We start from the raw sequence: 15,020 nt of genomic DNA, 5'->3' as shown, positions 1-15,020 counted from the left end.
ATGGCCAAGATGATGCTGCACCGGGATGTGCTGAAAAATTTCGGCAAGCTTCCAGCGAAAGTTCAGAAAAAAGTTTACGAGCTCACTTATAAATTCGAGAGTGATAGTACGCAGGCAAGTATTCACCTTGAGCCCATTGAGGCTGCAAAGGATAAGAAAGTACGGAGCGCCAGGGTGGGGTTGGATTACCGGGCCATCGTGATCGCTCCGGAAAAGGGTGATACCTATCTGCTCATGCACATCGACCACCATGATGAAGCCTATCAATGGTGCATGAACAAGCAGTTCGAAGCACACATGGCACTAGGTACTTTTCAAGTGTTCGATGTGGAGCTGGCGGAGCAATCTGTTCACGACGCAGAGACCGCTGAATATGAAGCTGAAACTGAAACAGAGGCCTACGTCCTCCAGAAACTCTCCGATAAAGAACTTTTTCAGGCGGGGGTTCCGGAAGCGTTGATTCCGGCAGTTCGAGCGGTGCGTAACGATGACGATTTTGAACGTCTTTCGGATTACCTGCCTCCGGAGGCTGGGCAGATTCTATTCGGCATTGCCGCCGGAATGACCTTGGATGATGCTCTCAATGAGATGCTCGGCGGCCTGGACGAGATCCAGAAGCCAACTACTCCAGGTGACTTTAGCCATCTGGCTGATATGACCAATATGGATTTGGTGTTGGTCCAAGGCGAGGAGCACCTTCAGGAGATCCTCAGCGAAGACATCGAAGAGTGGCGAATATTTCTGCATCCGTATCAGCGCAAATTGGTGGAGTGGAATACCAAAGGGCCCATGAAGATTTTTGGTGCCGCTGGGACAGGCAAAACGGTTGCGTTGATGCATCGGGCAGCGTGGTTGGCAAATCAATGTGTTGATGATGATAAAGTTTTGATTACCACTTACACCACGAACCTGTCGGTCACCATCAAGGGTCTGATGGAAAAGCTGGCTCCAAGCGTGGTTGAAAAGATTGAGGTAACAAACCTTCACCAACTGGCTCGGACCATTTGTTTCCGTGCCCAGGGTCAAGCAAAGATTGCAGAACCAGATGATTTGAAATCTGTGTGGAAGCAGGTGATGACATCTCCGGTTGCTTCGGGCCTGGAGTTTACTCCTGATTTTGTACGAGAAGAGTTCGAACAAGTAATTGACCCGATGGGGATCACCTCTGAAGACGATTACCTCACGATGGTTCGTTCTGGTCGGCCGGTTCTCAAGCGGAAACAGCGCCGCCAGATCTGGAAGCTGTTTGTTGAGGCCAGACGGCAACTGGAGTACCGCCGACTTGTGACGTTTGACGGTTTGATCCATCAGGCGAGATTGGTAGCCGAGAAAGGCGAATTTCCGGGTTACCGCTATGTGCTCGTAGATGAGACTCAGGACTTTGGACTTGAGGCACTACGTCTCATCGCCGCTATCAGCCCTTTAAAGGAAGGCTTGAACAACCCCTTATGTGTTGTGGGCGATGGTCACCAGAGAATTTACAACACGGTTCCAGTGCCCATGAGCAGAGCTGGGATTGATGTTCGTGGGCGTTCACGGAGATTGAAGATCAACTACCGTACCAGTGAGGAGATCAGGAACTGGGCTCACGGTGTTCTCCAAGGTATGTCGATTGACGATCTGGATGGCGAGGATGTGGCTACTCAGGGTGATCGCTCGGTGTTCCATGGGCCGAAACCCCAGCTGGTCAAATGCGCAAGCGACGGAGAAATGGTCGACGCTGTAGTGACCTGGGTTAAGGGCTTGACTGAGTCCGGTGATATCGCAACCCATGAAATCTGCCTGACCCCACCGAATTCCAAAGTGATTAATGCTCTGGAGAGTAATGGCTTAGGAACCGTTGAATTGAAAGCCCGTCAGGCCGACCCCGGCCAGGAGGAGGGTGGCATCCGGTTTGGTACGAAAAAGAGAATTAAAGGTCTGGAATTTAAGGCAGTCGCGATTCTTGATTTCGGGGATAGCGAAAACGTGCTGGAACGGTTTGAGAACTATGTTGCGGCTACGCGGGCGAGGCAGCAGTTGCTGGTTGTTGCAAAAACTACAGGGGAAAAGGAATGATAAAGCGATTGTTAAGATGCTTTGTCGCTACTGTTTTCTTTATATCGGCGGGCGTGCAGGCTGACTCGCCTATTACATCAATCAGCTTTTCTGAGGGGTATGATCTCAAGGATATATATATCCAAGATCATCAGCTACTTGTCCGGGAGTTGGCACTCGGTGATTCTCCAATAGGGGAAAAATTGGCAGTTATTGCCGGGCATCCAGCGAAAGACGAGTTAGTGAGTAAGTTGAAGGTGTATCTCAGGTCGCTGACTGATGTTCAAGAAAAGCCGGACCTATTACTTACGCTGGCCTATGCCATGATGGTTAACAATCCCAATGATACTGAAACGCCGAGACTGCTGCTCAGCTTGGCGTATCCCGATTATTCAGATAAGCAATCCATGCTGATGTTGGAGTCTTTGGTTCTGGGGCAGAAGTGGTTTAACTCTGATGATTGGGGGAATATTTACCGACTGGTTAGCCAATACCAGAGTTTGGAAGATAGCTTGATCAAAGATGTTAACTCTTCGGTTGCCAACGAGTTTATTCGGTATCTCGGGCTGTACGAAGAATACTGCCAAGACTGTGAGCCTGCTATTGGCCCGTCTTTTTCATGCTCGAACACCTCCAAGCTTTCTCAAGTGGAAAAACAGATTTGTGGCAGTAGTCAATTGTCACGAGCAGATCGCGTTTTGGCTAACATCTATAATTTTGTGCAAGCAGAGATTGAGCATGATGAACTCAGGACCAGTCAATTGAATTGGCTGAATAAACGAGCCAAATGTGACGATGAGCAGTGTATTTATTCTGAATATTCAGAGCGGATTGCAGAGCTTGTCAGCATGGTCACTGTTGAAAAACTTGTATTCTATGCAGATTCTACGCACGAAAATGACCCGCAAACGATGCGCGAGATCCAGCAGGCCGAAAAGACAAAAATGGAAATAGCATCTGAGGAGATGGATGCGTACTTGGCTGAGGCTCTTATTGCAGAGGGAGAGCTGAAGAATGCTATTCAAAATGCACAGAGTCTATGGGAACAGTACGCAAATGCCCATTGTGATGCTGTGTACGAAAGGTGGAGCGGTGGGTCTGTTCGGTTTTTTGAATATTATCGCTGCCATAAAGAATTGATACATGAGAGAACCCATGTAATTTGGAAAGAATTTCTTACATACCCAGATAAAACGCAGCCAGTTCTTCCGGATCCGAAGAAATGGGATGAGTAAGACTTGTGGACCGATTGCCAGCTTCGGGTGAGGTAAGTGGACAATATTTTCTTAAGTAACGATAAGAAATGAAGCAGAGGCTGCGGGTAGAAATTAAATAGGGTAGGCAGCTAAACTAATGGCAAGGGAAATAAGTTGATATGAATGATGTTCTGGTTCAGGAGAAACTCTGCTTAAAGAATATCTACGAACTCTTGGGGGAGCATTTCTACATACCAGCTTATCAGCGTGGTTATCGCTGGTCCGAGATTCAGGTTAAGGAGCTGTTAGACGATATCTGGGAATTCAGTCAGCAAACATCGAGCGAAAAGTCAGCTTTCTACTGCCTGCAACCCATCGTAGTGGTGAAGCGGGACCATCACTGGGAGTTAGTAGATGGCCAGCAGCGCCTGACAACCCTGTACATCATTCTCCATTACCTTGAAAAAGAGCATCTTCGGCGGGAGCTTCAAGAGGCTTACAAAAAGCCTCTGTATACGCTTGAATACGAGACCCGCTCGGAAAGTGCGAGCTTTCTAAAGAACATCCGACCGGCAGAAGAAACCAATAATATTGATTTTTTCCACATAGCCCGCGCCTATGAAGCGGTATCAGAATGGTTCGACGGTAGAGATTTTAACGAAAACAATGCCTTTCTTTCGGTCCTGTTAGCCAAGCCAGAGACAGCTCAGTCGGTTAAAGTAATTTGGTACGACCTGACTGATGAGTGTGTTGGCAATGATTATGCGGTGGATGTGTTTTCCCGCATCAACATTGGAAAAATCCCTCTGACCAATGCGGAGCTGGTCAGGGCCCTTTTCCTACAGCGCCATCACTTTGATGCCGATCAGGCACAACTTAAGCAAATTCAGATTGCATCAGAGTGGGACAGTATAGAGAAACAACTGCAAGCGCCCGATTTCTGGTACTTCATTCACCGCTCAGATTCTGGCGAACGTTACGAAACCCGCATTGAATTCATTTTCGATTTGATGAAAGGAAAAAAGGTTGGCGCCGAGAATTACTTCACCTTCCATAAGTTCAATGCTGATTTTAACGAGGGCAGCGCTGATATCGGTACCCTTTGGAAGGGCATCAAAGATTATTTTCTAACCTTCGACGAGTGGTATCGCGATCGGGAGCTGTTCCACCTAATTGGGTTCTTGGTGGAATGTGGAGAGGATGTTGTCACGCTCAAGAAAGCCTCCGATCAACCAGGCACCTCTAAAACAGCTTTCAAAAACTATCTGAAAGATAGAATCCGCGAGCGGGTGCGCTGTGAATTGACTGAATTGAATTACGGTGATCCGCTCATTAAGAGAGTGCTATTGCTCTTCAATATCCAGACGTTATTGGCGACAAAGGAAGCGGATATCCGCTTTCCGTTTGATCGCTATAAGCGCGAAAATTGGGACATTGAGCATATCCGTTCGCAAACCGATACGGTGCCCATTGGCTCCAGCCGCATTGCCTGGCTTGAAGATATGCTGGGCTACTTCCAGCACGCAAAGCTACCAACTGACACAGACAGGCAAAAGTTCGTAGAGGATATAGAGCGTCTGCTGAAGCAGACAAAGCTGGATGAAGATGATTTTGAAGGCTTGTATGGCGAGATTTGCAATCATTTCGGCCATGACGATGTAGGGTGGGCCGACAGCCTCGGGAATTTAGCCTTGCTGGATGCAAACACCAATCGAAGCTACAAGAACGCTCTGTATCCCGTGAAGCGCACACGCATCATTGAAAACGACATGCGTGGAATATTTGTTCCAATCTGTACCAAGAACGTATTTTTGAAGTTTTATAGCCGTTCGTCTAGCGACCTGCTGTATTGGCAAGAGTCGGATGCTAATGACTACCTAGCAGCTATTGAAGAATCCCTATCCGAATATCTTCCCAAGCAAGGAGGCCTGGATGCCTAGTCAGGATATTGTGCACCAATCGGGAGAGCGTCTTAGCTTTTTTCAGCTTATCAGCAAAAAGCGGCTTCGGGTCGAAATTCCGATAATACAGCGTGACTATGCTCAGGGTCGCCCAAATCAGAAAGCCGTCCGTAAAGCGTTTTTGGACGCACTTTACGGTTATCTGAAAAAAGGGACACCGCTTCGAGACCTCGATTTCGTCTATGGGAGCATCGTGGCCGACGATATTAAACTAGAGAAAACTGAGAAACACCCCGTGGCAGGGCGGTTTGTGCCGCTGGATGGGCAACAGCGACTGACCACTCTCTTTTTACTGCACTGGTATCTTGCACAAATTTCCGGGAGAGCTGAGTTTCTAAGAAGCGCCTTAAGCGTTAAGGGGCGCTCACTGTTCACTTATGAAACTAGGACCAGTTCGAGTGAGTTTTGCGATGCATTGATAGCCAACGATATCCAGATCAAGGATTTGCTCTGTAACGAAACAGGCACTGGGAGCATTGAGGCCACCATTCGGGACACCGGTTGGTTTTATCTTTCGTGGAGCAGTGACCCCACCATTCGATCTATGCTGACAATGCTTGATGCAATACATGACCGCTTTGATGGCTGTACGGAGTTCTTTGATCTACTAGTGGATGATGAGGTCCCGGTGATCACCTTCCTGTTTTTGAACTTGCAGGAGTTTAAACTCACCGATGATCTCTACATCAAGATGAACGCCAGGGGAAAGCCTCTCACCCAGTTCGAAAATTTTAAGGCCCGTCTCGAGAAGAAAGTAAAGTCATTTAGCTCACCATGGCCGGAATACCGGCTCGGATTTCAGGACCGGCCCGTTTCCGGTTACGAGTACTTTATCCACAAGATCGATACCGACTGGGCGGATCTTTTCTGGAGCTACCGTAACGAGGCTTCAACTGACAATACCTACGACGATGAGCTAATGAATTTTATAGCTCTGGTGATCGCGAACTTCCATATTCTTGACCAGAGTCTCGAGAGAGACTTTTTTGGAGTAGGGGGGAGTTTGAAGAGCTGGTCGTTTACGGATTACGACGATCATAACTGCGTTTCGCAGAGACTTATCGTTCACCTGATTGCGATGTTTGACCTCCTGCACCGTGGTAGCCTGAACGAAGGCAAGATAACTCCGTACCTAGAGCCCAATCCGTACTACTCGGAAGAAGAAACCTTTAAAGCTGTTATCAAAAACACCACCAGCTATCCCGAGAAACTGCGTTTTTACGGATTTTATCGTGCAGTGGGGAACGGGCTCCGACAGGACGAATTGTTGTCCTGGATGAGGGTGATCTTTAACTTAACAGAAAACACAATCATCAATACCCTTGATGATTATTACCAGTTGCTGGGTTCCATTCGTGATTTAGCTGAGCAAGATACTCCAATATTGGAGCTATTGTGCCGCGATATTGATGTAGAAGGCTTTCTAGGGGCTCAAGTCACTGAAGAAAAGATAAAAGCGCATTTAATTTCTAAGTCTCCGGAATGGCGTTCGGAGATAGTGGCCATCGAAAACCACCCGTTCTTTCGAGGACAAGTCGGTTTCATCCTGAAATTCTCTGGGATTGTCGATTATTACTCGAAGCATGGTGATACAAATTGGAATGGCTCGGGCCAACAATATTTGGATGAATTCCGCCGGTATGCTAGGTCTGCCTCTGCTGTATTTTCAGCGATCAGAGATAGCTCTGCCAGAATAGACTATTCTTGGGAAAGAGCCGTGCTAACCAAAGGCGTTTATTTTACTACGACTACTGCCGACCGGTTTAATTTGTTAAGCACTCGTTTAGCCAAAAACAACATTGAACGAGACCATAGTTGGAAGAGACTGCTTCGTCTCCCTTATAACGACGGAGATCCTTGGGATCGCAGGCAAAGCTTCGTCAGAGATGTTTTCGATGACCCGAAGTTTGATGCGGATGATGTACAGGGGTCGTTGGAAAAAATTTGCGCTGCTGCAATGGAGGTCTCACCGATTAAGGATTGGCGGAGCTTGCTGATTAGCATGCCGGAACTTTTCAGAATTTGTAATCAAGGATTTATTGTCAGGAACAACAAAGAGGTAGTGCTGTTACACGAGTCGCAGCGAAACCACTACCACACCGAGCTATATTCCAAATTTCTTGAGTTAAAAATTTCGTCTGAGAATCTAGATTTAAGACCGTTTCAGTCGATTGATTATCACGCCGACAGAAGTTCAGAAGCCCTTACTTATATTTTGTTCTCGGGATTCCGACTGGATGGTAAGGATTATCAATTGAAAGTATGGTATCAAGGTCATCAATACCAGTTTCTTTTTTCAGCAATAGGTGATGGCGCCTCTTCTTTGGAGGTCGTTTCTGCAATGAAGCCTCTTGGATTCCATGCCGAAGAGAGTCTAGACGACGCCCCCGTCAAGTATCTGTCTCGCTTTGACTCACCCGGATCTGCCCAGGAAGCGATAATAGAGTTGTGCGCATTGTTGAGGCGCTTAACTGATGGATAACGTTGCCCGTATGTATATTCCTTCAAGCAGGCTATGGCATTAAGCGACATTGGTTGTCGGAAAGCTGATGTAGCGTCTAGCTTCACTACTACTGCGAAACTGACGCTTTTGCACTGTTTGATGAGGATTAGCCATGCCCAATTACGATGGAGATTTTGAACAAACCCGCCTCTCGATGTTGGCGGAACAGCATCGAGACATCGTTGGCTCAAAAGGTGAAGTAATCTTTTGTGCAGATGATGAAAACCGGTTGAGCGGCACGTCATGGACCATAGAGGATGAGATTTTGGATCAGGTCTCAGGCTCTGGTTTCAAAATTCAGCTCATGGAGTTGCTCGATAGCTTCCTGGTTTACCGTGCCGAATGTGAGCAATGCCCGCGCAATGAGGGCATCGTTCGAATTGGCAACGGCGGATTGACTATTGAGTGGTTGCCGGATGGATCGACCCACCTCTCCAGCTACCGGGGTGCTGAGTATTGAAAGAACTGATTAGTGACTATGAAAGAATACTCGCAGGAGTGAAGTCTGAGTATTTTGACCTGACACAAGACAAATACTCGGGTGTGTTTCTACCGCTCCCTTTTGAGGAATATTGGGGAAGTCACCCGAAGGTGATGCTGGTCGGGCGTGAAACCGCAGGTTGGAACACCAAAAACGGTAGAAACACTATTCGACGCGTAATCAAGGCGAATGAGCGTGGGGCCACGAGGGAGATCGTTAGCGAGGCTGTGGATCGATACTCTAATCATCTCGAACTCAGTGCCAGCGGTCGTGTTGTCACCAAGACGAGCAGTCGCTTCAAGCAATATTATTTCCGGTTGGCGAGAGAGCTGGATCTGGATGCCAAAGCTCTGGTGTACGCGAACCTCTTTGCCTGGGATTACGATGGTCGGTCACCGATAGGCCGACCTGCCGGTGAGCTTTCAGAGGTGGTCAGGCTTTCCAATCAGTTGCTTGCGGCGCAGATCAAACAGCTCAAACCGCACTTCATTATTTTTGCCACCGGGTACGATCAGGTTGATCCAATCATTCGAAGCCTATTCAATGATCATTTCGACGGTTATGAAAACGTTGATCCAGTGATACCCAGGAAACTTTGGGGGTTCCACGGCGGCGGTAGTGTTTGTTTTCGGATTGCTCATCCGCGGGCCACGCATGGGCATGGTGAATACAGAGAGGAAGTTATAGCGAGAGTTAAGCGCTCTCTCGAGAATGCTTTACCAACCCAGGATGCAGCAAGATGATGGATCAATCGCAAAGGTCACCTCTTATCGACTGTGATGCGAGCATGAGTGACCACTACATCGCCTGCCTCCTCGGCGGCGCCATAGGCGATGCCCTCGGTGCCGCCGTTGAGTTCATATCCCGCGCTGAAATTCTGAGCCGCTTTGGCCCTGACGGCATAACCGACTACGCCCCGGCCTATGGTGGCAAAGGCAAGATAACCGACGATACCCAAATGACTCTGTTCACCGCAGAAGGCCTGTTGCGGGGGCGAATGCGGGGAATAAGTAAAGGCATTGCAGGTTTCGACCACACAGTTGCCAATGCCTATCTGCGCTGGTTGGTAACACAGGGCCACGAGTGTCGTGCGGTAACCACAGAGAAAGACGGCTGGTTGTTTCAACAGCGAGAGCTGCACAGCCAGCGTGCTCCCGGAATGACGTGCCTGAGTGCGCTGCGGGATTACCCGGGCGTTCCAGAGACCCCCGGCAATGACAGTAAGGGTTGTGGCGGGGTAATGCGGGTGGCTCCGGTAGGGCTTTACTGGCGGACCTTCAACGGTAACTCCGGCCTGGAAAGGGCATTTGAAGATGGGTGTATGTGCGCCGGCCTCACCCACGGCCATCCCAGCGGGTATCTGACCGGTGGCGTACTGGCTGTTTTGATCTTTGAGTTATTGAACGACAAAACTCTGCTGGATGCTCTGGCTGCCGCCAAGACATTACTGGTTGCAGAGCGCGGTCACGAAGAGACATTGGCGGCTCTGGATAAGGCGGTTGAACTGAGCCAATCCGACAAGCCACACCATATCGCTATCCAGGAACTCGGCGAAGGCTGGGTCGCAGAGGAAGCACTGGCGATTTCTGTTTATTGCGCCCTGGTGGCTGAAAGTTTGGAGCAGGGCATTGTGCTGGCGGTGAATCACGATGGGGATTCAGACTCCACGGGGGCTATCACCGGGAATATTCTTGGCGCCATGCACGGCACCGGTGTGATTCCGCATCGGTGGCTGGAGCCGTTGGAGCTTCGGGAGGTTATTGAGCCCGTTGCGTCCGATTTGTGGACGTGCCAGGAGTGGCATTCCTATATGGAGGACGATGGGCTTTGGGAGCGGTATCCGGGAAGTTAACGAGGCCAATATCTATCAATATTGTGAGGCTGTGGTGTCCTGCCACCCAACGATCAGCGATAATGTCAGGGTGATACCTTTCTTCGCTCCACTAAAGCATCAGGGCGCCACCTATAAGTGTGAGTCCCTCCCTGCAATGAATTCAGAGCCTTCCTATACATATATCGACCCCCATCGGCTAATGCGCATCTTTGGAGCTGAGTCTGCGACGCTCCATTTAGCTATCTGTCGTGGTTCACCGATTAAAGCGTCGCCAAAAATGTATAGCAAAAAAAACGGCACCGCCGGCCAGCCCGCTGTAAAAACAGAATTTATGAAGTGCATCGACCGTGATCAACTGCAGGAAAGCGTTATCGGTTGTCACCGGGAGGAAAGGCTGAACGTCAGCGTGCATGATGCTGTCCAGGAGAACATGGCTGAGAGTTCCGATGAAAGCTGAGAAAAATGCAACCGGCCATCTGATGACAACATCTCGCTCCGGATTTAGAGCGAGAACATAAAGCCCTATTTCGGAGAGATATTTACCGGAGAGTGCCGATACAACAGCAAGCAAACTTGCACCGACGTATGTGTGAGAAAAACCATGAAGTGTGCCTTCTCCTGTTATCAGAACAAGTAATGGCTGGATGTCCATGACGATTTGGGCCCAACCAAAAACCATCAAACTGAAACTTCCTTGCAAAAGGGCCTTTGCTGCTATTCCTGGCCCCATGTGGATTGGCGTGAAAGGCACGAATGCTCCCAGTTTTGGAGTTGGTTTTTTGAAGAGGTGATTAGATTTAAGGCAGTCAGCTTCAATTCTCAGAATACTTGCAGACAAATATCCGGTGCCAGTCAGTGGTGGTCTGTGTGCCGATGCTCCAGCTTAGCTTTTGCCCAGGCTTCTAAGGACTCTGCTTTCCAGTAACCAATAATTCCGATGGCCAAGAGCGACAATACAAAGCTTCCATAGCCGATGAGGGCGGCTGCCATGTTCATACTGCCTCCAAATTTGCCCAGATTTGTTGTTGAATCATACCTGCCCGGAGATGTCTCTGGCGAGTGTTTCAACTTCGGAGGGATCATGGCCTGAGGCGAGAACCCCTTGGGCTTAAGCAGCGGTTGCCGAGCGTCAGATCACCGTTCTCAGTGGTCATAAGCCGATTCAGGGTAAGCGGGTTCACTCCTGGGCCAATGTTCTGCAAAATGATCTGAAGCTGGGGGAGGGTGGCCTCCTCTGGTAAGCCTTGAGGTTTGATGCAGGCAACACGGAGCATGTCCCGAGATGAAAACAAAGCGACCAACGGAAAAAGAACTACTGGAAGGCCTCAATCCCCACACCGCCCATGCCGATGAGCTCGCCGAGCCGTTGCCTCAGGAGCTTACACCTCTGGAGCGCCTCAAAGGTTCTGTCAAACGCTATGATCGGCCGACCGACCCGGTTTGGGACGAGTGGTTTGACTCTGAAGGCGTCAGTGACGACTTTATGGAGGATCGAGAGCAGCCCAAGAATGGACGAACATAATGGCCCTCGCAGAGCGATAATAATGCCGATTCCATATATTACCGGCCTAACGGCACTTTGTACTCTCCACTCTCCACTCTCCACTCGGGGCGCTTGAAACCTTTCTGGCACAACTTGGGGCACCCGGTGTCTGGCCAGATAAAGCGTGGGGACGCCATGCGGAACTGGTTGAGCGCAGAGCCCTCGCGTAGCTGAACTATTTCAGCGCTTTCTCCTTGAGAATTCCGGGCTCTTATCAATGCTGGTGTTTTTTGATCGGCATTGCTAGCCTGTAACCATATGTTGTTGTTGGTAAAAGGCAATATACCTACATGTGGTATTTATTGATGAACATGCGACTGACCCCGCACCGATTTTTTGCTGCCAATCCGCCCGGGGTGGATTGGGTACAAAGCGTGATGGGCAACCAGCTCCGGATTGATACTCTGGCAAAAACCGGTCAGGTGCCGTTGATGCCGGTTCACCAAGTGTTGGATAGAGTGACAAAGGTGCTGCGACATGAATAACGGCAAACTGCTGATCGTAGATCTCGAGGCCACCTGCTGGGATTCCCGGTTAAACCCGGAGGGCGAGCCACAAAGTGTCCACAATATGGAAATTATTGAGTTCGGTTGCGCCGTGGCCATACGGCAAGGGGAGTTGCTGGACAGTCGGTCGTTTCTTGTGCGCCCTGTGGAGACTCCGCTGCTCAGTGAATTCTGCACCGAACTGACAGGGATCAGCCAACCGATGGTGGATGACGCGCCCGTCTATTCAAATGCTATCGAGGCGATGGATGAGTGGCTTGGTGTCCCAGCGGAAGAGTTCATCTGGTGCAGTTGGGGCAACTACGATCGTCTGCATATCAAAGCTCAAGGTGCACGTATGGGCGCGGTGCCTGTCTTCATGGGGTATCCGCATCTGAACCTGAAGAGGATTTGGCGACGCACCACCGGACAAAAGAGAAAAAATGGCCTTGCCCACGCACTGGCCTATCACAACCTGACCTTTGAGGGGCACCACCACCGCGGTGTAGACGATGCGCGCAACATGGCCAGAGTACTACTACCCTATATGGATTGGTCGCTGGAAAGCGACCTATTGACTCCGCCCGAGTCGCTGCCGCTAAAAGGATATATTCAATCAAAGAAGGTCGTGACAATTGAAGAAATGGATCGAGCGATTCGGGATAAAGCCGGGAGTTAACACCTTGCCAATAGAGGTGGGAGTATGAAGCTGGTTTGCATATCCGACACCCACAGTCTGCACCGTCGTATTCCGGAGATTCCCGATGGCGACGTGCTTGTTCATGCGGGCGACAGCCTGGGACAGGGAACACTGGAGAACATCGAAGAGCTCAATGACTGGCTCGGAACGCTGCCGCATCGCCATAAGATTGTGATTGCAGGCAATCACGACTGGGCCTTTCAGGAGACGCCAGATCTGGCCAGGCAGGCTTTGACCAACGCCATATACCTGGAAAACAGCGGCGTCGAGATTGAAGGCATACGATTTTGGGGATCCCCCTGGACGCCGACTTTCATGGATTGGGCGTTCATGCTGGAGCGTGGTGAGCCGCTGTACGAAAATTGGCAAGGCATTCCGGACAACACCGATGTTCTCATCACCCACGGCCCGCCTCACGGCATTGGAGATGAGGTCAACCTGGGGTTCAAATGCCAGAATGTCGGATGCGTTGATTTGCTTCACCGAATCCAGCAACTCTCACTCAAAGCGCACATCTTTGGCCATATCCACGAGGGCTACGGGGAATACTGGCGGGGAAGCACGAGACTGATCAATGCCAGCACCTGTACCGCTCGCTACGAACCCAAAAATGAGCCTGTCGTGGTAGAGATATGACAAGGTCGTATTTGACCAAGGAGTTTGAATGACAGCGGAAGAACTGATTGAACATCTGAAATTACTGCCGCCGGAAACGCCTGTGCTGGTTGAGGGTTACGAAACGGGGTTCGACGATATTGTCGAGCTCACCTCAGAACAGGTTGTCCGGTACCGACGTGCTCAGGAGTGGGATGGTGAATACCAACCACTCGACAGGTTCTCCAGCCAAGAGACTGGAGCGATGCAAGCCGCGGTGATACGCGGCCGAAAAGGAAATCGAAGGTAAGACGATGACAGATCGTAAACGCTACAGCTTGAGTGATCTGGTGGCCCAGTGTGACCTGAGTGCCCCAATGCCAGAGGCACTTCGAGAGTGGGATCAGATGGTGCCAGTTGGCCTGGAGCAGGAAATCACACAGCAAGCGGCGGATGTTATTCTCCAGGCGATACGGGTTTTTGAATCCTAGGAGCTTGCGTTCAAGTGGCTACAGAGCCCTGTTCCGGCGCTCGATGGTGAGAAACCTTTCGACCTGCTGGGTACTGATGAGGGCTGCTCCTTAGTAGCTTCTGCGATTCAGAAAATTGCGTGGGGAGACTTCAGTTGATGCATGCTGTCGGCCAACCTTGATATTGGTTGAGGATGCTGTCGTTCAATCAAGGTAAGCGCGGATATCCGTCAAGATATTTTCGCGTCATGGAATAAGCCAGCCATCTCGGGCCTCTGAAGGTGATGATTTGTCTTGATGGAATGGCTTAATGACTCTTTAAAAGCCGGGGTCTCAGAAAAGTAACCGGCCGCCGGGTTGCGTCAAGACGGATTTTTGTAAATTAAGTCTGAGGCAGAAGACTCAGATATTTCGAGGATTTCCCGCCGAACCTGGCACTTGATCTCAGCAGCAAGCAGGCAATGAGTGACGCCGGCGCGGCTAGGGCCGCCGAGAACATCAAAAGCAATACGAAGAAGTTACCCCACATACATAGCCCCTCATGCAGTTTTTGGATGTTGAATCCCTGATTTTCATTCTGGGATTAGTCAAGCATGTTCTCCCATGCCGTCTGGTCTTACGCCCTAAATGAATAGTGTTGGATCTCATAGTAACGATTTACTTTAGTTGAGTAAGTCAGATAAACCCTCCTGATTTTCCTTCTGTGTGCTGAAAGGCGAGCAAAAAACACACCTTTCCGGCGACACAGGGCCTTTTATCTCTGAAAAAATGGGTATCGGTGCTGCTCATGTTTGTCATCAACGTCGCTTAGATGGCCTGACTTTACCGTCGTTCCGAGCTTCTTGCCCGATTCGAGTCTGGAGCATGGTAGAAGAGTGGCTGAAAAGTAATCGTCTCCGCTTGCAGGTCGACAGAAGTGCATTGATAGCTAAGCGGGATGGAGAAGTTCGGAGGCTAATAAGTTATGGCTAGAATAGATTTTTACGCACCCATCGATACCACAATTCCGGTAGGGCTCTGCAACTCGGCTACATCATTAACTCCAGTCAACCAAAGTGGACTACCTGCATCCTCCCCCTTACGGATCCGGCAAAACCGGAGTCTGTCAACGTAGATGTCGCGTTTAAGTCATCAGCTCTTTAACAATTGGCCGCCTTTTCCGGGTTCAGAGTGACTGATTCCGGCAAGCTGAAGTTTCGGATATCACCAGACCAGC

General features: G+C 49.8%; 14 protein-coding genes and 1 pseudogene. 13 read left to right on the top strand and 2 right to left on the bottom strand.

The features are described from left to right. From QPL95_RS17395 to QPL95_RS17365, 7 genes are all read left to right on the top strand, one after another. Positions 1–2,058, top strand: a complete 2,058-nt coding sequence (locus tag QPL95_RS17395; RefSeq protein ID WP_303292193.1) for a UvrD-helicase domain-containing protein — start codon at positions 1–3, stop codon at positions 2,056–2,058. Then, positions 2,055–3,272 carry a lysozyme inhibitor LprI family protein gene (locus QPL95_RS17390; RefSeq protein ID WP_303292192.1) on the top strand — a complete coding sequence of 406 codons (1,218 nt, stop codon included), beginning with the start codon at positions 2,055–2,057 and terminating at the stop codon, positions 3,270–3,272. Before QPL95_RS17395 ends, QPL95_RS17390 begins: the two co-directional genes overlap by 4 nt. 140 nt (positions 3,273–3,412) lie before the next feature. Further along, entirely contained in the window at positions 3,413–5,173 is a 1,761-nt protein-coding gene (locus QPL95_RS17385; RefSeq protein ID WP_303292191.1) for a DUF262 domain-containing protein, read from the top strand. Next, positions 5,166–7,676, top strand: coding sequence for a DUF262 domain-containing protein (locus tag QPL95_RS17380; RefSeq protein WP_303292190.1), 2,511 nt, complete (start codon positions 5,166–5,168; stop codon positions 7,674–7,676). Before QPL95_RS17385 ends, QPL95_RS17380 begins: the two co-directional genes overlap by 8 nt. A 133-nt stretch (positions 7,677–7,809) precedes the next feature. Next, on the top strand, positions 7,810–8,157 hold the full coding sequence (locus QPL95_RS17375) for a hypothetical protein (RefSeq protein ID WP_303292189.1): 348 nt from the start codon (positions 7,810–7,812) through the stop codon (positions 8,155–8,157). Continuing rightward, positions 8,154–8,921, top strand: a complete 768-nt coding sequence (locus tag QPL95_RS17370) for a hypothetical protein (protein WP_303292187.1) — start codon at positions 8,154–8,156, stop codon at positions 8,919–8,921. The genes QPL95_RS17375 and QPL95_RS17370 overlap by 4 nt, the downstream gene beginning before the upstream one ends. Then, positions 8,918–10,030 carry an ADP-ribosylglycohydrolase family protein gene (locus QPL95_RS17365; protein ID WP_303292186.1) on the top strand — a complete coding sequence of 371 codons (1,113 nt, stop codon included), beginning with the start codon at positions 8,918–8,920 and terminating at the stop codon, positions 10,028–10,030. Before QPL95_RS17370 ends, QPL95_RS17365 begins: the two co-directional genes overlap by 4 nt. A gap of 235 nt (positions 10,031–10,265) precedes the next feature. On the opposite strand, the gene QPL95_RS17360 is transcribed toward QPL95_RS17365, so the two are convergent. Both QPL95_RS17360 and QPL95_RS17355 read right to left on the bottom strand, forming a co-directional pair. Beyond that, positions 10,266–10,850 carry a metal-dependent hydrolase gene (locus QPL95_RS17360; protein WP_303292185.1) on the bottom strand — a complete coding sequence of 195 codons (585 nt, stop codon included), beginning with the start codon at positions 10,848–10,850 and terminating at the stop codon, positions 10,266–10,268. Positions 10,851–10,864: 14 nt separating this feature from the next. Beyond that, the gene (locus QPL95_RS17355; protein ID WP_291949127.1) at positions 10,865–11,008 is read right to left on the bottom strand and encodes a hypothetical protein; all 144 of its coding nucleotides are present in this window, start codon (positions 11,006–11,008) and stop codon (positions 10,865–10,867) included. A 286-nt stretch (positions 11,009–11,294) separates the two neighbouring features. On the opposite strand from QPL95_RS17355, the gene QPL95_RS17350 reads away from it, so the two are divergent. The 6 genes and pseudogenes from QPL95_RS17350 to QPL95_RS18565 form a co-directional block, all read left to right on the top strand. Next, the gene (locus QPL95_RS17350) at positions 11,295–11,534 is read left to right on the top strand and encodes a hypothetical protein (protein WP_303292184.1); all 240 of its coding nucleotides are present in this window, start codon (positions 11,295–11,297) and stop codon (positions 11,532–11,534) included. Between the two features lie 498 nt (positions 11,535–12,032). Next, positions 12,033–12,719, top strand: coding sequence for a 3'-5' exonuclease (locus tag QPL95_RS17345; RefSeq protein WP_303292183.1), 687 nt, complete (start codon positions 12,033–12,035; stop codon positions 12,717–12,719). Between the two features lie 24 nt (positions 12,720–12,743). After that, positions 12,744–13,376, top strand: coding sequence for a metallophosphatase domain-containing protein (locus tag QPL95_RS17340; protein ID WP_291949133.1), 633 nt, complete (start codon positions 12,744–12,746; stop codon positions 13,374–13,376). Between the two features lie 28 nt (positions 13,377–13,404). Further along, positions 13,405–13,644, top strand: a complete 240-nt coding sequence (locus QPL95_RS17335) for a hypothetical protein (RefSeq protein WP_273209217.1) — start codon at positions 13,405–13,407, stop codon at positions 13,642–13,644. 4 nt (positions 13,645–13,648) lie between these two features. Continuing rightward, positions 13,649–13,825 carry a hypothetical protein gene (locus tag QPL95_RS17330; RefSeq protein WP_303292182.1) on the top strand — a complete coding sequence of 59 codons (177 nt, stop codon included), beginning with the start codon at positions 13,649–13,651 and terminating at the stop codon, positions 13,823–13,825. 21 nt (positions 13,826–13,846) lie between these two features. Next, positions 13,847–13,963: pseudogene (locus tag QPL95_RS18565) on the top strand (antitoxin Xre/MbcA/ParS toxin-binding domain-containing protein); the annotation flags it as partial. Between the last annotated feature and the right edge of the window lie 1,057 nt (positions 13,964–15,020).

The organism is Marinobacter sp. SS5-14b, assembly GCF_030541005.1.
In the GTDB taxonomy this organism is placed as follows: Bacteria; Pseudomonadota; Gammaproteobacteria; order Pseudomonadales; family Oleiphilaceae; genus Marinobacter.
The sequence above is the reverse complement of the archived record's forward strand: the minus strand, read 5'-3'. Positions and strand labels throughout refer to the sequence as shown.